A 22211-nucleotide genomic window follows, 5' to 3' on the forward strand; every position below is an offset into this window, starting at 1 on the left:
GCGCTCCGAGGGGCCAGCCGCATCTGAGCGCTCCGAGGGGCCGTCAGGCCCCGGCGGGGCGCCAGCCGCGGGGTCGGACCGACACCATGTCGACGCTCGCGTCCGGGCCGGCGTCGATGGCCAGTCGTGCCGCGCGCACGACCGAGGCGACGTCGAGGTAGGCGCCGGCGTCGTACTCCGCGCCCTCGAACTCGACGAGCTCGCGCTGCATGTCGGTGTCGACGCGGCCGGGATGCAGCGAGGTGACGCGCACGCCGTGCTCGCGCTCCTCCTGCCGCAGCGCGTCGCTGAAGGCGCGCAGCGCGAACTTCGAGGCGGAGTAGGCGCCGGAGGCCGGCGTGGCGGTGAAGCCGGAGCCGGAGTTGACGGTGATGACGAGCCCGTGCGCCGCGCGCAGCGCCGGCAGGAGGGCCCGGGTGATCGCGGCCACCGCGACGAGGTTGACGGTCATCGAGTCGGCCCAGTCCTGGACCGGGGAGTCGGCGACGGTGCCGGTGCGCAGCACGCCGGCCGAGTGCACGAGCACGTCCACGCGCTCGAGCCCCGGCACCAGCGCGTCCAGGGCGGTCAGGAGCGAGCCGCCCGGCGCGACGTCGGCGAGGTCGGCGACCAGCCCCTGCGCCGACGGCAGCGAGTCGACCACCTCGGCGACGGAGTCGGCGTTGCGCCCACCGGTGACGAGGTGGTGCGTCGGGGCGAGGTCCCGGGCGATGGCGAGGCCGATGCCTCGCGTGCCGCCCGTGACGACGGCGACCGGCCGCCCCTGCGACGAGGAGCCGGAGGGTGAGGAGCCGGACGTGGTGGAGGCGGGAGAGCTCGACGTCATGCGGTCACCCTACGAGCCGGACGGCATACATCCTCGGTCAGGCGAGGCCGAGCGCCTGCGCCTCCTCCCACAGGTCTTCGCGGACCCGGGGGTGCGCGCACTCCTCGATGATGTCGCGGCACTGGTCCCTCTCGCTGCGGCCCCACAGCGGCGCGACGCCGTGCTCGGTGACGATCGCGCTCTGCTGGAAGCTCGTGACCGGCTCGTCGAGCAGCGGCACGATCGTCGACACGTCGGCCTTGGGGTGCCACGAGCGCAACGCGATGAACGACTGCCCGCCGGGGGAGTGCAGCGCACCGACGATGAAGTCGGTCTGCCCGCCGAAGCCGGAGTGGATGCGGGCGTTGATCCGCGAGGCGTTGGCCTGGCCGAAGAGGTCCACCTCGAGCGCCGTGTTGACCGAGGTCATCTGCCGCTGCTGCGCGATCAAGCCCGGGTCGTTCGTCTTCTCGGTGCGCATCATCCGGACGCGCGGGTTGCCGTCGAGCCACCGGTATAGCTCCTGGGAGCCGAAGCAGAACGACGTCACGAGCGGGTGGTCGGGGTCCAGGGCCCCGGCCTCGTCGAGCGCGAGCACGCCGTCGGAGAACATCTCGGTCCACATCCGGATGCCGACCCTGGTGGTGAGCGCGGCGAGGGTCGCGTCGGGCACGGCGCCGATGCCGAGCTGCATCGTGGCGCCGTCCCGCACCATCGCGGCCACGCGCTCGCCGATGACCTGGCTCTCGGGGTCCGGGTGGCTCCGGCCGTTCGAGGCCATCGAAGAGTCCACCTCGACGACGAGGTCGACGTGCTCGAGCGGGACCTGCGCGTCACCGAACGTGTAGGGCATCTGCGGGTTGACCACGGCCACGACGAGGCCACCACGCGAGCGGCACGCCTCCAGGGCCGCAGGCAGCACGTTGACCTCGAGACCCATGCTGACCTGCCCGTGTCGCGGGGGCGCGCAGTGCAGCAGCACGGCGTCCGGCGGCAGGGCGCGGCTGTAGAGCAGCGGGACGAGGGACAGGCGCGAGGGCACGTAGCGCAGCCGGGGGTGGTGACGCATGCCCGGGCCGACGAAGCACGTCTCGACGGTCACGCCCTCCCGGTCGGGCAGCCCCGCCGGCGCGTTCAAGGCGTGCAGCACGTAGGAGCGCTGGGCGGCGTCGAGGGCACGCACGGCCTCCCACGGGACCGCCATGTTGCCGCTGACCACGACTCGAGGGTTCTCGGGAAGCGTCTGCAGGCGCCGGGTGAGCTCGTCGATCGTCGCCGTTCGCACGCTCCCATCGTCGCGCAGGGGCCACCCCAAAGAGGGCGTATGCCGTCAGGGGCGACCGACGTCGCGGACGCCGCCGACGGGTGGGGCGCCCGGGCTCAGCTCGCCTTCTTGGTCGACTTCTTGGCGGCCGTCTTGGTGGTGGCCTTCTTGGTCGTCGCCTTCTGTGCGGTGGTCTTCTTCGCCGCGGTCTTGGCGGTGGTCGCCTTGGCGGCCGTCTTCTTGGCTGTCGACTTCGACGCCGACCTCCCGGCCGTGCCGCCGTCGCCGTCGGTCCCGGTCGCGCTGCTCGCTGCGCCGGAGGCTGCGGACGCCGCGGACCCGCCGGACCTGGCCGCCTTGGCCTTGTCGACGCTGCGCTGCAGGGCCGCGAGCAGGTCGACGACCTCGCTCTCCTCGCCCTTGGCCTCGGGCGTCTCGGTGATGTCGCCGCCCTCGATCTTCGTCTCGACCAGCTTGGCGACCGCCTCGGAGTAGTCGTCCTCGAACTCGTCGGGCTCGTAGTCGCCCGAGAGCGAGTCGACGAGCGAGGAGGCCATCGCGAGCTCCTTCTGCGTCGCGTGGGTCTCCTCGGAGAGCGACTCGAACTCCGGCTTGCGCACCTCGTCGGCCCAGAGCAGGGTCTGGAGCACGATGACCCCCTCACGCACGCGCAGCACGGCCAGCGTCATGCGGGTGCGCACCGAGACCGTGACCAGGGCCATCCGGTCGGCCTTCTCGAGGGCGTCGCGCAGGAGCACATAGGGCTTGAGACCCGTTTTGTCGGGCTCGAGGTAGTAGCTCTTGTCGAATAGAAGCGGGTCGATCTGCTCGGAGGGGACGAATTTCTCGATCGAGATCTCTTTCGTCGTCCGCGTCGGAAGGCTCTTGAGGTCGACGTCGCTGAGGATCACCATCTGCCCGTCGGCGGCCTCATAACCCTTGGCGATGTCGGAGTAGGGCACCTCCTCACCGTCGATGGAGCAGATCCGCTGGTACTTGATGCGGCCCCCGTCCTTCTCGTGAACCTGCCGGAACTGCACGTCGTGGTTCTCCGTCGCCGAAAAGAGTCGGACCGGCACATTGACGAGGCCGAACGACACGGCGCCTTTCCAGATGGCTCGCATGGGAACAAGAATGCACCCATGCGCCCCATGCTCGCGACGCCAGCGTCGACCGTTCCGGTCGGCGACCTGTGGAGCCACGAGGTCAAATGGGACGGAATGCGTGTTCTCGCGGACGTCTCGGACGGTGGGCTGCGCCTCTTCTCCCGGACCGAGCGGGACGTGACCGTGGCATTCCCGGAGCTGCGCGGCCTGGCGGGGGAGTATGCCGACATGCTCCTCGACGGCGAGATCGTCTCCCTGCGGGGTGGCGTGCCGTCCTTCGGGGCGATGGCCGAGCGCTTCCACGTGACCGACGTGCGCCGCGCGGCGATGCTGGCCGAGCAGGCGCCCGTCACCCTGATGACCTTCGACCTGCTGCGCCTCTACGGTGTCGAGCTGCTCTCCCGGACGTGGACCGACCGGCGCGCCACCCTCGAGCGCCTGGAGCTCGGCGGCCCACGCTGGCAGACGCCGCCGACCTTCACCGACGGGGTGACGCTGCACGCGGCGACGAAGGAGCAGGGGCTGGAGGGGATCGTCTCCAAGCGGGTCGACTCCGTCTACGTGCCGGGACTGCGCTCGTCCTACTGGCTCAAGCTGCCCCATCGCGGCACCGTGTCGGTCGTCATCGGCGGCTGGCGCCCGGAGTCGACCGGCACCGTCAGGCGGCGCCTGGGCTCGGTTCTCGTCGGCGTGCCCGGCCCGGGCGGCCTGCAGTTCCTCGGCAAGGTCGGCTCGGGCCTCGCCGGCAAGACAGGGCAGGCGCTGCTGCGTGACCTCGAGACGCTGACGTCGGCCGACTCGCCCTTCGCCACAGAGCTGCCCGCCGAGGACTCGGTCGGCGCGACGTGGGTGCAGCCGGTGCTGGTGGCGGATGTGGAGTCGCTGGGACTGAGCAGCCAGGGGCGGCTGCGCCAGCCGGCATACAAGGGCCTGCGCGCCGACCTCGCGCCGGCCGACGTCGACGCGCACCAGGACGGTGACTGATGGCCCTCGACGCCCCGAAGGTCACCGTCGAGGTCGACGGCCGGCGCCTGCGCCTGTCGAGCCTCGAGAAGGTGATGTACCCCCGCACCGGCACGACCAAGGCGCAGGTCATCGACTACTACGCGCGCGTCGCGCCGGTGATCCTGCCGCACCTGCGCGACCGCGCGGTCACACGGATCCGCTTCCCGCACGGGGTCGCCGACATGCAGTTCTTCGAGAAGAACCTCCCCGCCGGGACGCCCGCGTGGATCCGCCGCGCCGGCCGCGACCCGGTCTTCCCGCTGATCGACGACCTCGCGGGCCTGACGTACTTCGCCAACCTCAACTCCCTGGAGCTGCACGTGCCGCAGTGGCGGTTCGAGGGGGAGGGGCGCGACGCGGAGCCGCGGAACCCCGACCGCCTCGTCATCGACCTCGACCCGGGCCCCGGCACCGGGCTGCACGAGTGCGCGCGCGTGGCACTAATCGTGCGCGAGCGGCTCGGCGGCCTCGGGCTGGACACCCTGCCGGTGACCAGCGGCAGCAAGGGACTCCAGCTGTATGCCGTCCTGCCCGGCCTGCACACGAGCGACCAGATCCGCGACACCGTCCAGCAGCTCGCGCAGGAGCTGACCAAGGCGCACCCCGACCTCGTCGTGTGGAAGATGGCCAAGGAGCTGCGGCCCGGCAAGGTCTTCCTCGACTGGAGCCAGAACGTGGCGGCGAAGACGACCGTCTGCCCCTACTCGCTGCGCGGCCGCGAGCGCCCGACCGTGGCGGCGCCGCGCTCGTGGGACGAGATCGAGTCGGGGGCGCAGGGTGGCGAGCTCGTGCAGCTGACCGCCGACGAGGTGCTGGACCGGGTGGAGCGGGACGGCGACCTGGCGGAGGCCATCACCGCCTGAGTCGCGGCACGGGCGAGAGGCCGATCCGTGGCACGTGCTCGGGGCAGGCGAAAGGGCCCGGCTCGTGGAGTGCCGGGCCCTTTCGCGAGGACAGGTCGTGACCGGTCAGTGCGCCTTGTCGTAGGCGTCCTGGATCTCCGCAGAGATGCGGCCGCGGTCGGAGACGTTGTGCCCGTTGGCACGGGCCCACTCCCGGACGGCGCCCAGGTCGCTGCGCTTTGCACTTCCACCGGTCTGGCGACGGCGTGAAGCCGCCTTTGCCGTGCCTGCACGACGGGCGTGACCGGTCCACGTCGCGAGGTCGTCGCGAAGCTTGCGGGCATTGTCGTCGGACAGGTCGATCTCGTATGTGACGCCGTCGACAGCGAAGGTCACCGTCTCATCGGCATTTCCGCCGTCGAGGTCATCGATCAGAACCACTTCGACACGCTGGGCCATGTTTCTCCATCTGACGTCTGTTGTTTCGGAGGGGCGGCCGTGAATGCAAGACCCACGAGCAGGCTCAATTTACCGCTCTCGGGCGAGAAATGCATTTCCATCGAAAACAATGGCGTTGCGAAATGAAAACGAAGCCCCTCGGAGACAGACCTATTCGCGAAGAAAACGACGACTTGCGCTCTCGAGGCGGCGACGTCGATGGCGGCTCAGCGATCGCTCGCCGTGGGCCCGGCCTCGGAATCCTGCGGCGCGGCCCCGCGACCTGTCGCGGGGGCCTCGGCGACGCCTGCCTCACGACGGTGCTCCGCCTCCCACCTCGCCTGGGCGAGGCGCTCACGACGGTCTCCCTCGAGGATGCTCTTGATGACGAAGTAGAAGAGGGCGGCGACCCCGACCGTCGGGACGAGCGCGAGCACGTAGGGCATGACCGAGTCCATGGGCCCCATTTTCTCACGGCGAGCCGGAAGGGCCGTCGCGGCGGCTGTCGGACCGGGCCCCTACGGTCATGCCATGGCTACGAGGACGACCGCCCGCCGCACGCCCGGCTTCCGCTGCGCCGAGTGCGGCTGGACCACCGCCAAGTGGGTCGGCCGGTGCGGCGAGTGCCAGGCATGGGGGACCGTCGCCGAGGTGGGCGGTCCGACCGCCGCGCGCACGACCGCAGCCACCGTCGTCTCCCCGGCGCAGCGCATCGCCGACGTCGACGTCACCCGGGCAGCGGCCCGGCCGACCGGCGTCCCGGAGTTCGACCGGGTGCTCGGCGGCGGCCTCGTGCCGGGAGGGGTCGTGCTCGTCGCGGGTGAGCCGGGAGTCGGCAAGTCGACGCTGCTGCTGGACGTCGCGGCACGGACGGCCCGCTCCGGGGCCGACGTCCTCTACATCAGCGGTGAGGAGTCGGCGGCCCAGGTGCGCACCCGCGCCGAGCGCATCGGCGCCATGGCCGACACCCTCTACCTCGCGGCCGAGACCGACCTCGCCACCGTCCTGGGCCAGGTCGAGGCCCGCTCGCCGGGACTGCTCGTCGTCGACTCGGTCCAGACCATCGCCAGCGCCGATGTCGAGGGCCAGGCCGGCAACGTCTCGCAGGTCCGTGAGGTCGCCGGCAGCCTCATCGCGGCGGCAAAGGCCCGCGGTGTCGCGGTGCTCCTCGTCGGCCACGTCACCAAGGACGGCTCCATCGCGGGTCCGCGCGTCCTCGAGCACCTCGTCGACGTCGTCGTGCAGTTCGAGGGCGACCGCCACTCGCGCCTACGGCTGGTGCGTGCCGTCAAGAACCGGTTCGGCCCCACGGACGAGGTCGGCTGCTTCGACCTGTCCGATGTCGGCATCACCGGGCTGGCCGACCCCAGTGGGCTGTTCCTCTCCACCCGTGACCATGCGGTCCCGGGCACCTGCGTCACCGTCACCCTCGAGGGCCGCCGTCCCCTCGTGGCCGAGGTGCAGGCCCTCGTGGCGACCTCCACGCTGCCCTCGCCGCGGCGCACCTCGAGTGGTCTGGACGCCTCCCGGCTGGCGATGATCATCGCCGTCCTCGACAAGAGAGCGGGCGCTCCGGTGGGCTCGCGCGACATCTTCGCGGCCACCGTGGGTGGGGTGCGGATCACCGAGCCCGCCGCCGACCTCGCCATCGTCTGCGCCGTGGCCTCCTCTGTCGTCGACAAGCCGCTCGCGACCGACGTCGTCGCGTTCGGGGAGGTCGGGCTGGCCGGCGAGGTGCGCCGCGTCACCGGTCTCGACCGCCGCCTCGCCGAGGCCGCCAGGCTCGGTTTCCGGCACGCGCTGGTGCCGCCCGGCACGCTCGCCGACTGCTCCGTGCCGGACGGCATACGCGCCGTCGAGGTCGCCGACGTCCCGCGCGCCATCCACGCGATGGGCCGCCTCGCCGGTGGGCAGGCACAGAGCGCGCCCGCGGTCGCCACCGTCTAGACTGCGACCGACCCGGGGTGGACCCCTCAGTGCCCCCATTGCGAACAGGGAAGTGATGGAGCGTAACGACGAGCTGCTGCTGCGGGCAGCCCTCGCCGCGGTAGCGCCGGGCACCGAGCTGCGCGACAGCCTCGAACGCATCCTCCGGGGGCGCACCGGGGCCCTCATCGTGCTCGGCTTCGACCGCGTGGTCGACTCCATCTGCACCGGTGGCTTCGTGCTCGACGTCGAGTTCTCCGCGACCCGCGTGCGTGAGCTGTGCAAGATGGACGGCGCCGTCGTGCTCGATCGCGACGGCACGCGCATCCTGCGGGCGGCCACCCAGCTCGTGCCGGACTCGCGCATCGAGACCACCGAGTCGGGCACCCGCCACCGCACGGCCGAGCGGGTGGCCAAGCAGACCGGTTTCCCGGTCATCTCCGTCAGCCAGTCGATGGGCGTGGTCGCCCTCTACGTCGGCGACCTGCGGCACGTCATCGAGGGCTCGCCGACAACCCTCTCGCGCGCCGACCAGGCCCTGCAGACCCTCGAGCGCTACAAGGCCCGCCTCGACGAGGTGACGGGCACGCTGTCCGCCCTCGAGATCGAGGACCTCGTCACGATCCGCGACGTCACCGCGGTCCTGCAGCGCCTCGAGATGGTCGGGCGCATCTCCGCCGAGATCAAGGACTACGTCGTCGAGCTCGGCACCGACGGACGCCTGCTCAGCCTCCAGCTCGAGGAGCTCGTCGGTGGTCTCGGCAACGATCGCGAGCTGGTCATCCGCGACTACCTCCCGTCGACCAAGTCCGGGCTGACCGTCGAGGAGGCCCTGGCCAACCTCGAGGCCCTCAACTCCGTGGAGCTGCTCGACCTCGCGGCCGGGGCCCGGGCGGTGGGCTTCTCGGTGGTCGGCGACAGCCTCGACGCACCCGTGTCACCCCAGGGCTACCGCCTGCTCACCAAGGTGCCGAGGCTTCCCGCCGCGATCGTCGACCGCCTCGTGCTCCACTTCGAGTCGCTCCAGAGGCTCCTCGCCGCGGGCATCGAGGACCTCATGCTCGTCGAGGGGGTCGGCGAGGGCCGCGCCCGCGCGGTGCGCGAGGGCCTCTCCCGGCTGGCCGAGTCCAGCATCCTCGAGCGCTACGTCTGACCCGCGGCTTCGCTGCACCCCTCGCGTATGCCGTCCCGCCGGGCCCCCGAGCGCAGCTCACCACCGCCCTCGTCGCCGGTGCCGCTGTCGCTGCTGCACGCCAGGATCAACCAGTGGTATGCCGATGAGGGCCGCAAGCACCTGCCGTGGCGTGAACCCGACTGCAGTCCCTGGGGCGTCTTCCTCTCGGAGGTGATGTCCCAGCAGACCCCGCTGGCGCGCGTGGAGCCGATCTGGCGGGAGTGGATGGCCCGGTGGCCCACGCCCGGCGACCTGGCCGCTGCGGCGCCGGGAGAGGCGGTGCGCGCGTGGGGCCGGCTCGGTTACCCGCGGCGGGCCCTGCGACTGCACGAGGCGGCGACCGTGATGATCGAGCGCCACGATGGACAGGTCCCGGCCACCCCCGAGGAGCTGCTCGCGCTGCCCGGGGTCGGCGCCTACACGGCGGCGGCGGTCTCGTGCTTCGCCTTCGGCCTCCCCGAGGTGGTCGTCGACACGAACGTCCGCCGGGTGCTGGCGCGCACGCTCGAGGGCAAGGCGTTCCCGCACCTGACGCTGAACCGGGCCGAGGCCCGGCTGGCAGCCGACTCGATGCCGGCCGACGTCGACGACGCGAACACCTGGAACGTCGCCGTCATGGAGCTCGGGGCCCTGGTCTGCGTCGCCCGGGGACCGAAGTGCGAGGAGTGCCCGGTCGCCGGCCTGTGCGCCTGGAACCTGGACGGCCGGCCCGCCTATGACGGTCCGCCGCGACGCGGGCAGGCCTGGCACGGGACCGACCGGCAGGTCCGCGGTGAGCTGTTGCACCGGCTGCGCGCGGCCCACGCCGCGGTCTCGCTCGCCCGCCTCGAGGACGCTGCCGACGACCGGACGCAGGTCATGCGCTGCCTGGACTCCCTGGTGGCCGACGGGCTCGTCGAGCCCTTGCCCCGCAGACGCTTCCGCCTCCCCGCCTGACCCGCTCGGGCCCCAGCCGCACGCCACCGGCCACCGAGCAGTCACTGGGTGGGGAAGGGGTCAGAGGTTGCCGAGGACGGAGGTCACGTCGATCGCGATGACCACGCGCTCTGGGTTGGGGCGGGGCTGGCGGTAGCGGGCGGCATACCGCTGCACGGCGTCGGCGACGGAGGCCTCGTCCTCGAGGACCCGCGCCACCCCCTGCAACGAGAGCCAGTGACGTCCGTCCACCTGGCAGATCACCGCCGGGCAGCCCGCAGCCGCGTTGCGGGCCTTGCGGCTCGTGCGGCTGGTGATGACCCGCGCGACGGAGTGCTCGGCGTCCCAGGTGAAGCCGACGGGCACGACGTGTGGTGAGCCGTCCGGCCGCAGCGTCGTCAGCGTCGCCAGGTGGCGCACCGACATGAACTCGAGCGCCGCAGGGGAGAGGTGCTGCGGAAGGGTCGCCACCGCGTCAGACTACGAGGCTGAGCAGCATGATCAGCGCGAAGCCCACCACCGAGATGACCGTCTCCATGACCGACCACGACTTGATCGTCTCGCCCACCGTGAGGCCGAAGTACTCCTTGACCAGCCAGAACCCGGCGTCGTTGACGTGGCTGAAGAAGAGCGAGCCGCAGCCGATCGCGAGCACGAGCAGGGCCAGGTGGCTCGCGGAGAGTGTCGAGGCGAGGGGGCCGACGATGCCGGCTGCGGTGATCGTCGCGACGGTGGCCGAGCCCGTGCCGAGGCGGATGAGGACGGCGACGAGCCAGCCGAGCAGCAGGACCGAGATGTTGATGCCGGTGGCCCAGTCCTTGATGACGTTGCCGACGCCGGCGTCCACGAGTGTCTGCTTGAAGCCGCCGCCCGCAGCCACGATGAGGATGATCCCGGCGATCGCGGGCAGGCTCGCACCGAGGCTCTCGCTGGCCTGCACGCGCGTCATGCCGGAGGCCAGGCCGAGGCGGAAGTAGCAGAAGATGACCGCGATGAGCAGCGCGACGAGGGGCGTGCCGACGACATCGGCGACCGTCCGGATGCCGCTCGTCTTGTCGCCCACGACAAGCTTGGCCACGGCGTCGATGAGCATGAGCACGACGGGGAGCGTGATGGCGACCATGGCCGAGCCGAAACCGACGCGGCGTCGACCCGCAGGCAGTGGCACCTCGAGCTCGTCCAGCGCACCTGCGTCCATCCGACCGGCTGCGCCGGCGCGGCCGGCGTCCTCGGGTCGGGACGGGCCCGGCAAGCCCGCGGAGCCGGCGGCGGTCGTCGTCCCGCCGCCGCTGGCACCGGTCCCGGCGAGGCCGGTCGTGGATCCGACCCCCACGGGCTCAGGGACCTGGCTCACTCGGCCGAGCGGCACGACGTACTTGGGCACCCACTGGTCGACGAACCTGGCCAGCACCGGCCCGGCCACGATGACCGTCGGGATCGCGATGACGATCCCGTAGAGCAGGGTGCGCCCGAGGTCGGCGTTCAGCAGGCCGATGGCCGTCAGCGGACCGGGGTGCGGAGGCACCAGGCCGTGTAGGACCGACAGGCCGGCGAGCGCCGGGATCCCGACCTTCATGATCGAGAGGCGGGTCTGCCGGGCGACGAGGATGACGACCGGCACGAGCAGCACGACGCCCACCTCGAAGAAGAGTGGGAGGCCGAGGATGGCCGCGATGGCCGCCATCATCCACGGCAGGCCACCCGGTCCGACCCGGCCCACGAGCGTCGACACGATCCTGCTGGCGCCTCCCGAGTCCTCGAGCATCTTGCCGATCATGGCGCCGAGGGCGATGAGGATGCCCACGGTGCCGGCGGTCGAGCCGAACCCCTTGATGAAGCTGTCCACGATGTCGCCCGGGGGCATCGTGGCGACGGCGCCGAGCACGGCCGAACCCAGCATGAGCGACAGGAACGGGTGCAGCTTGACGAGGGTGATGAGCAGCACGACGGTCAGGATGCCGAGCAGGCACGCAGCGACGAGCTGCGCATTGCCGGCATACGGCTGCTTCGCCGCCTCCACCGCGGACGGCGCCAGCTGGTGGAGGGTCGGCAGCGACCCGGGGGAAGCGGGTGTCAGGTGCAGTGTCATGCGTTGGGGTCCTTCCGGAGTCCGAGGGCGTGCAGGGAGCGGTCGAGCACCTCGGCGGGGGTGCCCTCGTTGGTGACGGAGACGCCGGGCTCGTCCGGCTCCAGCGGTTCGAGCGTGGCGAGCTGGCTCGGCAGCAGCGACGGCGGCATGTAGTGGCCCGCGCGTTGCTCCATCCGCTCCTGGATGACCTCGCTCGGGGCCTCGACGTGCAGGAAGCGCACGTGTGGGCGCCCCCGGCGCAACAGGTCGCGGTAGACACGCCGCAGGGCCGAGCTCGTGACGACCGCCGACTCGCCCGCCCGCTCCCTGGTGCTGATCCAGTCGCCGATGGACTCGAGCCACGGCCAGCGGTCGTCGTCGGTCAGCGCGTGGCCCTGGCGCATCTTCGCCACGTTGGCCTCGGAGTGGAAGGCGTCACCCTCGGCGAACTCCCAGCCCAGCAGCGCCGAGATGCCCTTGGCGACGGTGCTCTTGCCGCTGCCGCTGACCCCCATGACGACGACGACGTCGGGGCTCGGGGGCGGGGTGACGGGGACGTCGGCCGTTGGATCCGGCATATCGAACACGTACCCGTTGATCACGGCCCTTGTCCTCGGTAACGTGCCCCCTTGTGCCTGCCCCCGCCCCCTCGTCGTGAGGACCTTCTGGCTGCTCGTGCGGGCAGGCTTCCGGAGGCACTCGACCTACCGCCTGGCGCTGCTGGCGGGCATGACGACGAACTCGGTCTTCGGCTTCATCCGGGCCTCGGTGCTGCTCGCCGCCCTCGCCTCGGCCGGCTCGTCGATCGGCGGCTACGACGCACCGACGGCGGTGGCCTTCGTCTGGTGGGGCCAGGCCCTGCTCGGGACCGTGAACCTGTGGGGCTTCGCCGAGGTCAAGGACCGCGTGCGCACGGGTGACATCGCCGTCGACTTCCTGAGGCCGGTCAACCCCCAGCTGGCCTACCTGGCCAGCGATCTCGGGCGGGCCGGCATCAACTTCATCGGCCGGGGTGTGCCCGCCTTCCTGGTCGGAGCCCTGCTCTTCGACATGGCGTGGCCGCCCTCCGCGGCCAGCTGGGCTGCTGGTGCGGTGTCGGTGGTGCTCGCCGTGACGGTGGCGTTCTCGGGCAACTTCGTCATCAACCTGCTCGCGTTCTGGCTCGTGGAGATCCGCGGCATCACGCTGCTCTGGATGATCACCGGCGGGCTGCTCTGCGGCCTCTACCTGCCGGTGCCGTGGTTCCCGGACTGGCTGCGCACCGTGGCCACCTGGTCGCCGTTCCCCTCGATGCTGCAGAACCCCATCGACATCCTCGCCGGCCGGGTCGTCGGGGCCGACATCGCCTCCGCCGTCGGCGTGCAGGTCTTCTGGGCGGTCGCGCTCCTGGCCGTCGGCCAGGTCGTGCTGCGGGCCGGGCGTCGTCGCCTGGAGGTGCAAGGTGGGTGAGGTGGGCCGGGTGCGCACCCGCTCCGCCCTGCCGGAGCGGCTGCGCCCCTACCGCGTGCTGCTCGCCTCACGGGCCCGCGCGCAGATGCAGTACCGCGCGTCCTTCGTCACCGACATCCTCGGCACCGTCGGCGTGGGGCTCGCCGAGTTCGCGGAGGTGTGGGTGATCTTCCACAACGTCAAGGTGCTCGGCGGGCTGGACTTCACGGCTGCGCTGCTCGTCTTCGCCCTGTCCAACGTCTCATTCGCGCTCGCCGACATGTTCGTCGGACACCTCGACCAGCTGCCCCGCTACATCCGGGCCGGCCAGGTGGATGCGTTCTACGTGCGCCCCCTCCCGCTGCTCGCGCAGCTGATGACCAGCGACCTGTCCCTGCGGCGGGTCGGCCGCCTCTCGGTCGCGCTCGTCGCCCTCGTCGTGGCGCTGGCGGGCGCCCACATCGCCTGGTCGGCCGCCACGTTGGTCCTCGTCGCCCTCACGGTGCTCAGCGGCACCGCGATCTTCTCGGCCCTGTTCACGACGGCCGGCGGCCTGCAGTTCTACCTCGTGGACGGGGCTGAGCTGACGAACTCCTTCACGTACGGGGGCTCGTATGCCGCCCAGCAGAGCCAGCAGGTCTTCCCCGGTCCGCTGCGCATCTTCTGGACGTTCGTGGTGCCCACCGCGTTCGTGGCCTACATCCCAGCCGTGGCCATCCTCGATCTGCCCGACCCCCTCGCACCGCACTGGCTCGCCTGGTGCACGCCGATCGCCGCCCTGCTCGCCTGGGGTATCGCCGGCCTGTGCTGGCGGCTCGGCACCCGTCACTACCAAGGAGCCGGTGGATGAGCGCCAACGCCAGCATCATCGAGACCCGCGACCTCGTGCGCGACTTCAGGAGGACCCGGGCCGTCGACGGGATGTCCTTCTCGGTCGAGCCCGGCGAGGCGGTCGGCTACATCGGCGCCAACGGGGCCGGGAAGTCGACGTCGATCAAGATGCTGACCGGCATCCTCAAGCCCACCTCGGGCCACGTCCGCACCTGCGGGATGGACCCGATGCGCCAGCGCGTCGAGGTGGCCCGGCGCGTGGGCGTCGTCTTCGGCCAGCGCTCGCAGCTGTGGTGGGACCTTCCGCTGCGCGACTCCTTCGCGATCCTCGGGGCGATCCACCGGCTCGACGAGAGGGCCACCCGGGCGCGCACCGACCTGCTCGTCGATCAGCTCGAGATGGGCCCCCAGCTGGGCACGCCGGTGCGCTCGCTGTCGCTGGGCCAGCGGATGCGCGCCGAGATCGCGGCCGCCCTGCTGCACTCGCCGGAGCTGCTCATCCTCGACGAGCCGACCATCGGTCTCGACGTGCTCTCGAAGCAGCGGCTGCGCGAGTTCCTCGTCGCGGAGCGGCGCGAGCACGGCACCACCTTGCTGCTGACGACCCACGACATGGGCGACATCGAGCGGCTCTGCGACCGGGTGCTCGTGGTGGACCACGGGCGCCTCGCCTTCGACGGGACGCTCGCGGGTCTGGCCGGCACGGTCGGTGCCCAACGGGTCCTCGTGATCGACCTCGCCCAGCCGACGCCCGACCTGGTCGACGTGCCCGGCGCGACGCTCGTCGAGAGCGAGTCGGGCGGCCTGCGCCAGCGGCTGGTCTTCGACGCCGAGTGCACGACCGTCGCTGCCGTGCTCGCGCACGTCTCGTCCCGGCACGAGGTGCGCGACCTCACGATCGAGGAGCCCGACATCGAGGACGTCGTCCGCCGCATCTACGCCGCGTCGGGCCGCGCCTGACCGCTCCCCACCGAGGACGTATGCCGTCCGCCGCGCCCCTACGGCGTCCCGCGGTCAGTCGCCGGCCGAGGACCGGGTGAGCAGGCGGGTGGTCGACACCAGCACGGCCACGAGGACGATGCCGGCGAAGACGACGAGCACCGACCGCGCCGGGAGGTAGGTGACGGCGACGCCCGCCGCCACGACGGGGACGGTGATCCCGGCGTAGGCGGCCAGGAACATGCCCGCGAGCGTCTCCCCTCGGTGCTCGGGTGACGACACGGTCGAGGCGGTCGTGATGGCCACGTTGAAGACGAGCCCGACGCCCGCGCCGGCGGTGATCCCGGCGACCGCGAACAGCGGCAGCGAGGTCGTCCAGGCGCCGACCGCGACCAGCACCAGGCCCACCGCCATGGCGGCCCTCCCGGCCCGCAGCCGCTGCGGCACGTCCCGCGACCCGAGCGCGACCTGCGAGAGCGCGGAGGCCCCGATCACGCCGAAGACGATGGAGCCCGTGAGCAGCCGCGAGTGCAGGCCCAAGGTGCCTCCGACGAAGCTGGCCGTCAGCGAGGTGAACACGCCCAGCACGGAGAAGGCAGCGGCGGCGGCGACCGCGGCAGCCGAGAAGTGAGGGCGGGCCGCCGGCTCCACGCTGACGCGCTGTGGGCGGTACGCCGGCCGCGAGGCGGGCCGGTGGACCGTCTCGGGTGCGAGCAGGAGAGCCACGAAGGCGACGGCGAGCAGGACGACCCACACGGCATACGGCACGGTGAGCGGGTGGGGGAGGAACTGCGTCAGCAGCCCGGCGACCAGGGGGCCGAGGGCCAGGCCGCCGGTGTTGACGGCGCCGGCGACCACCGAGGCGAAGCGCCCGTCCGAGTCGGGCCGTCCGACGGCGTGCAGCTCGGCGAGGTGGGCGGTCGCCGTCGCCGTGACGGCGCCGATGCCGAGGCCGCAGAGGAACCGCGCCACGAGGAGGCTGGCGGTGTCCTGCAGCAGCACGAACATCACGGCGCTGACCAGCTCGACGGCCGTGGCCGCGAGCAGCACCGGGCGGCGGCCGAGGTAGTCGCTGACGTGGCCGGCGAGGTAGAGACCGGCCATCACCCCGATGCCGTAGGCCGCGAAGATGAGCGTGATCACGAACGTCGGGAAGCCGTCGCGCTGCTGGTAGAGCGGGTAGAGCGGCGTGGGCAGCGTGGTGAACGCCATGAGCACGAGAAACGCCCCGACGACGAGCCAGAAGCCCCGGCGGTGCCGGCTGCGAGAGGCGGCGTCGTGGTGGGTCCCGGTCGGGGCCTGGCCGGCGGTTGTCATCGTTCCAGCGTGCGCCTTGGAATTCATCGTGTCCAACGAGGACTCTCAGTCACATTGATCGACATTGCTGGTGGATGATGGCGGCATGGACACTCGCCACCTCGAGTACTTCGTCGCCGTCGCCGAGGAGCTGAGCTTCACCAGGGCCGCCGAGCGCCTCCACGCGGTCCAGTCGACGGTCTCCTCCGGAGTCGCCGTGCTCGAGCGTGAGGTGGGTACCGCCCTGTTCATCCGCTCGACCCGGCACGTGGCCCTGACCCGGGCCGGGGGAGAGCTGCTGCCCCAGGCGCGCACGGCGCTCGAGGCCGTCGAGCGCATGCGCAGCGCCGGCGCCCAAGCCACCGGCCGGGTGACGGGGTCGCTACGGGTGGGGCTGCTGACCAACCTCGAGTCGCTCGGTCTGCCCGCCATCTTCGGCGCCTTCCACCGGGAGCACCCCGGAGTCGAGCTGTCGATGCGGACCTCGCCCCGGGGCTCGACCGGGCTCGTCGACGACGTGCGTCGCTCGCGCGTCGACGTCGCCTTCTGCGGTCTGGCGCACGACGAGCTGGTGGGCCTGCACGCGCAGGTGCTGAGGCGACAGCCGTTCGTGGCTCTCCTACCCGCGGGCCACCGGCTGGCAGCGGCGGGCTCCGTCCATCTGGCCGACCTCCTCGGTGACGACTTCGTCGACATGCCGCTCGGCTTCGGCAACCGCAAGGTGGTGGACGACTGGCTGCGTGCCGCCTCGCTGCGACGCCGGGTGACCCTCGAGGTGCCGGACCTGTCGGCGGTGCCCGCCTACGTGGCAGCGGGCCTCGGCGTGGCCGTGGTGCCCGAGCAGACGGCCGCCGGCGCGCCCGCTGAGGCGCAGGGGGCGGCCGGCTTCGCCGTGGTCCCGCTCGTGGAGCGGCTCGTCTGGGAGCTGTCGGTCATCGCCCGGGGCGAGGGGCGCTCTCCTGCGGTGGATGCGCTGCTGGCACATCTGCAGCGCCACCTGCCCGCGGCCTGAGCGTCGGCGCCCGCGCGGGTCCCACGACAGGGGGCGCTCGGGTCAGAGCGTGCGGAGCATCCGGGTGTTGCCCAGGGTGTTGGGCTTGACCCGCTCGAGGTCGAGGAACTCCGCCACTCCCTCGTCGTAGGACCGCAGCAGCTCGGCATAGACGTCGGTGGGCACTGCCTGGCCCTCGATGGCCTCGAACCCGTGCCGGGTGAAGAAACCGGTCTCGAAGGTGAGGCAGAAGAGCCGCTGGACCCCGATGTCACGCGCATCCTGGACCAGCTCCTCGAGCAGGCGTCCACCCAGGCCCGTTCCGACCTGGTCGGCGGCGACGGCGAGCGTGCGGATCTCTGCCAGGTCCTCCCACATCACGTGCAGGGCGCCGCATCCCACGATCCGGCCGTCGAGCTCGGCGACCCGGAACTCCTGCAGGCTCTCGAAGTAGGCGACCGCGTCCTTGCTGACGAGCACTCGACGCTCGGCCAGCGGGGCCACGAGAGCCCGGATGCCGCGTACGTCGGCGGTGCGGGCCCGGCGGATGCGTGGCCGCCCGTCCGAGGTCTCGATCCGGCGATCGGGCTCGGCGGGGCGCTCCAGGGAGGTCACCGGCCCACCGTAGACGACCGCAGACGACCGCTTGGACGCCGAGAGCGGCGGACCGGTCGACCGTCTGGCCCACGCAGGCGCCCCTGGCATACGGACCATGGGCGAGAGTACGCCGAAGGGGCCGGGGACCTCGGTCCCCGACCCCTTCGGTCGGTCATGCAGCCTCGGCTGCCGGCCAGGGCGCGGTCAGCGCTCGGAGCCCAGCCCGGAGTCCGGGAACACCTGGTCGTCCGGCACGGCCGGTCCGGCGACGACGTTGACCCCGAGCGCCTCGTCGAGGGCAGGACCCTCCGGCAGATCGGCGAGGTCGTCGGCCGGCCGGTGGGCGTCGGGACGGGCGGTGCTGGCGAAGGTGAACGTCGCCTCCTTGCCCTCGCCCTCGGTGTCGACCTTGATGTGCTGGCCGGAGGTGAACTCGGCGAAGAGGATCTTCTCCGACAGGGCGTCCTCGATCTCGCGCTGGATGGTGCGACGCAGCGGGCGCGCACCGAGCACGGGGTCGTAGCCCTTCTTGGCGAGCAGGTCCTTCGCCGCGGGCGTGAGCTCGATGCCCATGTCCTTGTCCTTGAGCCGCTTGTCGAGCTTGGCGATCTCGAGGTCGACGATCTGGGTGATCTCCTCACGGTTGAGGTGCGGGAACACGATCGTGTCGTCGACGCGGTTGAGGAACTCGGGCCGGAAGTGCTGCTTGAGCTCGTCGGTGACCTTCGCCTTCATCCGCTCGTAGTCCGAGCGGCTGTCGGGTCCGGCCGAGAAGCCCATGTTGGCCTTGGAGATGTCCCGCGTGCCGAGGTTGGTCGTCATGATGATGACGGTGTTCTTGAAGTCGACCATCCGACCCTGCGAGTCGGTGAGGCGGCCGTCCTCGAGCACCTGCAGCAGTGAGTTGAAGATCTCCGGGTGGGCCTTCTCGACCTCGTCGAAGAGCACGACCGAGAACGGCTTGCGGCGCACCTTCTCGGTGAGCTGGCCGCCCTCCTCGTAGCCGACGTAGCCGGGAGGCGAGCCGAAGAGCCGGCTGACCGTGTGCTTCTCGGAGTACTCGGACATGTCGAGCTGGATCAGCGCGTCCTCGCTGCCGAAGAGGAACTCGGCGAGCGTCTTGGCGAGCTCGGTCTTACCGACGCCCGTGGGGCCGGCGAAGATGAACGAGCCACCGGGGCGGCGCGGGTCCTTCAGGCCGGCACGGGTGCGGCGGATCGCCTGGGACAGCGCCTTGACGGCGTCGTCCATGCCGACGATGCGCTTGTGCAGCTCGTCCTCCATGTGGAGCAGGCGGCTGGACTCCTCCTCGGTCAGCTTGAACACCGGGATGCCGGTGCTGGCAGCCAGGACCTCGGCGATGAGCTCCTCGTCGACCTCGGCCACGACGTCCATGTCGCCCGACTTCCACTGGGCCTCACGGGCGGCCTTCTCCTGCCGTAGGCGCTTCTCGTCGTCGCGGACGCGGGCCGCGCGCTCGAAGTCCTGGCCGTCGATGGCCGACTCCTTCTCGCGCACGAGCGCGGCGATCTTCTCGTCGAACTCGCGCAGGTCCGGCGGAGCCGTCATGCGGCGGATGCGCAGTCGCGCGCCCGCCTCGTCGATCAGGTCGATCGCCTTGTCGGGCAGGAAGCGGTCGTTGACGTAGCGGTCGGCCATGTTGGCGGCCGCGACGAGCGCGCCGTCGGTGATCGTCACGCGGTGGTGGGCCTCGTAGCGGTCACGCAGACCCTTGAGGATCTCGATGGCGTGCGGCAGCGTCGGCTCCTGCACCTGGATCGGCTGGAAGCGCCGCTCGAGGGCCGAGTCCTTCTCGATGTGCTTGCGGTACTCGTCGAGCGTCGTAGCGCCGATCGTCTGCAGCTCGCCGCGGGCGAGCATGGGCTTGAGGATCGAGGCGGCGTCGATGGCGCCCTCGGCGGCACCCGCACCGACGAGCGTGTGGATCTCGTCGATGAAGATGATGATGTCGCCGCGGGTGCGGATCTCCTTGAGGACCTTCTTCAGCCGCTCCTCGAAGTCACCGCGGTAGCGGCTGCCGGCCACGAGTGATCCGAGGTCGAGGGTGTAGAGCTGCTTGTCCTTCAGGGTCTCGGGCACCTCGCCCTTGACGATGTCCTGGGCCAGGCCCTCGACGACGGCGGTCTTGCCGACGCCGGGCTCGCCGATGAGGACGGGGTTGTTCTTGGTGCGGCGGGACAGCACCTGCATGACCCGCTCGATCTCTTTCGCACGCCCGATGACCGGGTCGAGCTTGCCCTCGCGGGCAGCCTGCGTGAGATTGCGACCGAACTGGTCGAGCACGAGGGAGCCCGCAGGCGTGCCCTCGGTCTGGCCCTGGCCGACGCCCGCGCCGGCCTTCTCGCCGCTCTGGCCACCTTGGTAGCCGGAGAGCAGCTGGATGACCTGCTGGCGGACCTTGTTGAGCTCCGCGCCGAGCTTGACGAGGACCTGGGCGGCGACGCCCTCGCCCTCGCGGATCAGGCCGAGCAGGATGTGCTCGGTGCCGATGTAGCTGTGGCCGAGCTGGAGCGCCTCGCGGAGCGAGTACTCGAGCACCTTCTTGGCGCGGGGCGTGAAGGGAATGTGGCCGGTCGGGGCCTGCTGCCCCTGGCCGATGATCTCCTGGACCTGGGCCCGGACCGCTTCGAGCGAGATGTCGAGCGATTCGAGGGCCTTCGCGGCGACGCCTTCGCCTTCGTGGATCAGACCCAGGAGGATGTGCTCGGTCCCGATGTAGTTGTGGTTGAGCAGGCGCGCTTCCTCCTGAGCGAGGACAACCACCCTTCGGGCCCTGTCGGTGAACCGTTCGAACATGTTCTTCTCCTGACTGATCGAGAGACATCTCGATGCTATCCGTGCCCGCTGTCGACGAGCACACCCCAACCAACGCGGGCATTGCCGATCCTGTTCCCGATCCTGAGTCCGATCGACTCAGGTTCAGCCTGTGTTCGCCGTGAGCGGACACTACCCACGCGGCAAGTCCACCGCTTCCCGTATGCCGTGTGCGTACCCGGCGCCTCCCGTGCCTATGCGTACGGCAGCACGGCAGGACCGCCGTCGCGGGCACGCACGGCTATGAACCGCGCCATGGCGCACTCCCATGCCCGACTCGGCCGGCGTTCGCGGGTGCAACCTCGCCATGGCGCACTTCCGAGGCCAATTCAGCCGGCGTTCGCGGTGCAACCGCGCCATGGCGCACTTCCGAGGCCGATTCAGCCGGCGTTCGCGGTGCAACCGCGCCATGGTGCACTTCCGAGGCCGATTCAGCCGGCGTTCGCGGTGCAACCTCGCCATGGCGCACATTCCCGTCCGAACGACCGCGGTCGGGCACGAAACCGTGCCACGGCGCAGGCCCCCTTCCCGTCATGCCGGTATGGCCGCGTCTCCCGGTCTGCCCGGGAAGTGTCGGCGCCATTCCTCCCGTAACGGGGGCACCGGCATACCTGCCCGGCGCATGGCCCGCGTGATCCTCGCGAGCGTGTTCGCCGGCGTCGAGTAGATGTCGCGGGACACGACCACGAGCCTGCGGACCTGTTCGTCGTCCAGTGCCTCGTCCCGCTCGATGTCGGTGAGCCACTGCTCCTCGGACTCCGCGTGCTGTCGGCCGTCGAACTCGATGAGAAGCCGATAGGGGAGGTAGGACAGGTCGTAGCGTCGCAGCAGAGTCCCGTCGTGGTCGTGCACTCGGTGGTCGACCTCGGGCTCGGGCAGGCCGGCGAGGACGATCAGCAGCCGCAGCCGGGTCTCCATCGCCGAGTCGACACCGGCGCGAACGAGGGCGGCAGCCCGGCGGGCCAGGCGCGAGTAAGGCCCTCGGTGTCGGCGCGTCGCCGATACGAGCTGCTCGGGTGTCGTGCGTCTACGCCTGACGAGCGAGTCTCCGAGGACGACCAGGTCGACGAGTGTCAGGCAGTGCGCCAGGTCGAGGAAGGTCTGCACCGGCGACGTCACCCGGAACCCGCGGAAGCGGACGACCTCCTGCCCCGCCTTGAGCCGATGGGCCCTGATCCCATCGCGCCGGGTTCGGTTGCGCGGGCTGGAGACGTGGACATCCGGATGGTCGGGAACGACTCCGCCCCACAGACTGGCAGCCGTGTGGTGCGACACGTGGCTGCCGGGTGTGACCACGAGAAGGGCGGCCTCGACCCGGACCTCGAGCGTGACGGGTGCCGCCCGATCGAGGTGGACCCCGCGAAAGAGCGCGATGTGCGAGCGCCGCAACCGGTCGTCGGTGTGCCCGGCCGCCATCGCGTCGGGCCGTCGGACCGGAGGCGTGCTGCGATCTGGGCGAGTCATGTCGCAAGACTGCCCGCGCAGCCGCGACCCGCGTGTCGCCCCTCCACAGGGACGATGCGTCCCAGTGCGCCGTGGCGCACTTACGCGCGTAGGCCGGGCGGATCTGCCACCCGGATGTGCGCCGTGGCGCGCTTCCGCGTGGATGCCGGGCGGGTCTGCCACCCGGATGTGCGCCGTGGCGCGCTTCCGCGTGGATGCCGGGCGGGTCTGCCACCCGGATGTGCGCCGTGGCGCGCTTCCGCGTGTATGCCGGGCGGCAGGGTCAGGACCAGCTCGTCGACGACCAC

The 22211-nt window shown here is 71.3% G+C and carries 21 protein-coding genes; 9 read left to right on the forward strand and 12 right to left on the reverse strand.

Translation table 11 applies throughout. The features are described 5' to 3' along the window. Positions 1–43 precede the first annotated feature (43 nt). The 3 genes from LQK93_RS12145 to LQK93_RS12155 form a co-directional block, all read right to left on the reverse strand. Positions 44–826, reverse strand: coding sequence for an SDR family oxidoreductase (locus LQK93_RS12145; protein WP_374968041.1), 783 nt, complete (start codon positions 824–826; stop codon positions 44–46). Positions 827–863: 37 nt separating this feature from the next. Next, entirely contained in the window at positions 864–2090 is a 1227-nt protein-coding gene (locus tag LQK93_RS12150; protein WP_374968042.1) for an acetyl-CoA hydrolase/transferase family protein, read from the reverse strand. A gap of 95 nt (positions 2091–2185) precedes the next feature. Continuing rightward, positions 2186–3193 carry a Ku protein gene (locus LQK93_RS12155; RefSeq protein WP_374968043.1) on the reverse strand — a complete coding sequence of 336 codons (1008 nt, stop codon included), beginning with the start codon at positions 3191–3193 and terminating at the stop codon, positions 2186–2188. An 18-nt stretch (positions 3194–3211) separates the two neighbouring features. Between LQK93_RS12155 and ligD (LQK93_RS12160) the strand changes: the two genes are divergently transcribed. Then, complete coding sequence (gene ligD / locus LQK93_RS12160; RefSeq protein ID WP_374968044.1) at positions 3212–4159, forward strand: non-homologous end-joining DNA ligase; 948 nt, start codon at positions 3212–3214, stop codon at positions 4157–4159. Beyond that, positions 4159–5043, forward strand: coding sequence for a non-homologous end-joining DNA ligase (ligD, locus tag LQK93_RS12165; protein ID WP_374968045.1), 885 nt, complete (start codon positions 4159–4161; stop codon positions 5041–5043). Before ligD (LQK93_RS12160) ends, ligD (LQK93_RS12165) begins: the two co-directional genes overlap by 1 nt. A gap of 105 nt (positions 5044–5148) precedes the next feature. On the opposite strand, the gene LQK93_RS12170 is transcribed toward ligD (LQK93_RS12165), so the two are convergent. Together LQK93_RS12170 and LQK93_RS12175 are read right to left on the reverse strand one after the other, a co-directional pair. After that, the gene (locus tag LQK93_RS12170) at positions 5149–5481 is read right to left on the reverse strand and encodes an Lsr2 family protein (protein WP_343986837.1); all 333 of its coding nucleotides are present in this window, start codon (positions 5479–5481) and stop codon (positions 5149–5151) included. Between the two features lie 206 nt (positions 5482–5687). Further along, positions 5688–5918, reverse strand: a complete 231-nt coding sequence (locus LQK93_RS12175) for a hypothetical protein (protein ID WP_374968046.1) — start codon at positions 5916–5918, stop codon at positions 5688–5690. A gap of 73 nt (positions 5919–5991) precedes the next feature. Here LQK93_RS12175 and radA point away from each other — a divergent pair, with 73 nt between their 5' ends. The 3 genes from radA to LQK93_RS12190 are packed head-to-tail and all read left to right on the forward strand — an operon-like array spanning position 5992 to position 9496. Then, positions 5992–7407: a DNA repair protein RadA gene (gene radA / locus LQK93_RS12180; protein WP_374968047.1), complete on the forward strand. Its 1416-nt coding sequence runs from the start codon at positions 5992–5994 to the stop codon at positions 7405–7407. 55 nt (positions 7408–7462) lie between these two features. Further along, a complete protein-coding gene (disA, locus tag LQK93_RS12185) occupies positions 7463–8539 on the forward strand; it encodes a DNA integrity scanning diadenylate cyclase DisA (RefSeq protein WP_374968048.1) in 1077 nt (358 codons plus the stop codon). A gap of 27 nt (positions 8540–8566) precedes the next feature. Continuing rightward, on the forward strand, positions 8567–9496 hold the full coding sequence (locus LQK93_RS12190; RefSeq protein WP_374968049.1) for an A/G-specific adenine glycosylase: 930 nt from the start codon (positions 8567–8569) through the stop codon (positions 9494–9496). Between the two features lie 60 nt (positions 9497–9556). On the opposite strand, the gene LQK93_RS12195 is transcribed toward LQK93_RS12190, so the two are convergent. The 3 genes from LQK93_RS12195 to LQK93_RS12205 are packed head-to-tail and all read right to left on the reverse strand — an operon-like array spanning position 9557 to position 12121. Continuing rightward, positions 9557–9946 carry a PPOX class F420-dependent oxidoreductase gene (locus tag LQK93_RS12195; protein WP_374968050.1) on the reverse strand — a complete coding sequence of 130 codons (390 nt, stop codon included), beginning with the start codon at positions 9944–9946 and terminating at the stop codon, positions 9557–9559. Positions 9947–9950: 4 nt separating this feature from the next. Then, positions 9951–11564, reverse strand: coding sequence for an SLC13 family permease (locus LQK93_RS12200; protein WP_374968051.1), 1614 nt, complete (start codon positions 11562–11564; stop codon positions 9951–9953). Beyond that, positions 11561–12121, reverse strand: a complete 561-nt coding sequence (locus tag LQK93_RS12205; protein ID WP_374968052.1) for a gluconokinase — start codon at positions 12119–12121, stop codon at positions 11561–11563. The genes LQK93_RS12200 and LQK93_RS12205 overlap by 4 nt, the downstream gene beginning before the upstream one ends. 76 nt (positions 12122–12197) lie before the next feature. Here LQK93_RS12205 and LQK93_RS12210 point away from each other — a divergent pair, with 76 nt between their 5' ends. Genes LQK93_RS12210 through LQK93_RS12220 form a run of 3 tightly spaced genes read left to right on the forward strand, consistent with a single transcriptional unit; the run spans position 12198 to position 14762 of the window. Further along, complete coding sequence (locus tag LQK93_RS12210) at positions 12198–12992, forward strand: ABC transporter permease (RefSeq protein ID WP_374968053.1); 795 nt, start codon at positions 12198–12200, stop codon at positions 12990–12992. A 10-nt stretch (positions 12993–13002) separates the two neighbouring features. After that, the gene (locus LQK93_RS12215; protein WP_374968054.1) at positions 13003–13821 is read left to right on the forward strand and encodes an ABC transporter permease; all 819 of its coding nucleotides are present in this window, start codon (positions 13003–13005) and stop codon (positions 13819–13821) included. After that, on the forward strand, positions 13818–14762 hold the full coding sequence (locus LQK93_RS12220; RefSeq protein WP_374968055.1) for an ATP-binding cassette domain-containing protein: 945 nt from the start codon (positions 13818–13820) through the stop codon (positions 14760–14762). The genes LQK93_RS12215 and LQK93_RS12220 overlap by 4 nt, the downstream gene beginning before the upstream one ends. Positions 14763–14816: 54 nt before the next feature. Here the strand turns inward: LQK93_RS12220 and LQK93_RS12225 are convergent, their stop codons facing one another. Then, positions 14817–16058: an MFS transporter gene (locus LQK93_RS12225; protein WP_374968056.1), complete on the reverse strand. Its 1242-nt coding sequence runs from the start codon at positions 16056–16058 to the stop codon at positions 14817–14819. Positions 16059–16143: 85 nt separating this feature from the next. Between LQK93_RS12225 and LQK93_RS12230 the strand changes: the two genes are divergently transcribed. After that, positions 16144–17049, forward strand: a complete 906-nt coding sequence (locus LQK93_RS12230) for a LysR family transcriptional regulator (RefSeq protein WP_374968057.1) — start codon at positions 16144–16146, stop codon at positions 17047–17049. Between the two features lie 42 nt (positions 17050–17091). Here LQK93_RS12230 and LQK93_RS12235 read toward each other — a convergent pair whose 3' ends face one another. The 3 genes from LQK93_RS12235 to LQK93_RS12245 all read right to left on the reverse strand — a co-directional run bounded on the left by LQK93_RS12235 (position 17092) and on the right by LQK93_RS12245 (position 21924). Continuing rightward, the gene (locus LQK93_RS12235; protein WP_374971498.1) at positions 17092–17604 is read right to left on the reverse strand and encodes an amino-acid N-acetyltransferase; all 513 of its coding nucleotides are present in this window, start codon (positions 17602–17604) and stop codon (positions 17092–17094) included. A 225-nt stretch (positions 17605–17829) separates the two neighbouring features. Then, on the reverse strand, positions 17830–20442 hold the full coding sequence (locus LQK93_RS12240; RefSeq protein ID WP_374968058.1) for an ATP-dependent Clp protease ATP-binding subunit: 2613 nt from the start codon (positions 20440–20442) through the stop codon (positions 17830–17832). Between the two features lie 549 nt (positions 20443–20991). Next, the gene (locus LQK93_RS12245; protein ID WP_374968059.1) at positions 20992–21924 is read right to left on the reverse strand and encodes a hypothetical protein; all 933 of its coding nucleotides are present in this window, start codon (positions 21922–21924) and stop codon (positions 20992–20994) included. Positions 21925–22211: the final 287 nt, after the last annotated feature.

Origin of the sequence: Terrabacter sp. BE26, assembly GCF_041941675.1 — a bacterium.
In the GTDB taxonomy this organism is placed as follows: Bacteria; Actinomycetota; Actinomycetes; order Actinomycetales; family Dermatophilaceae; genus Terrabacter.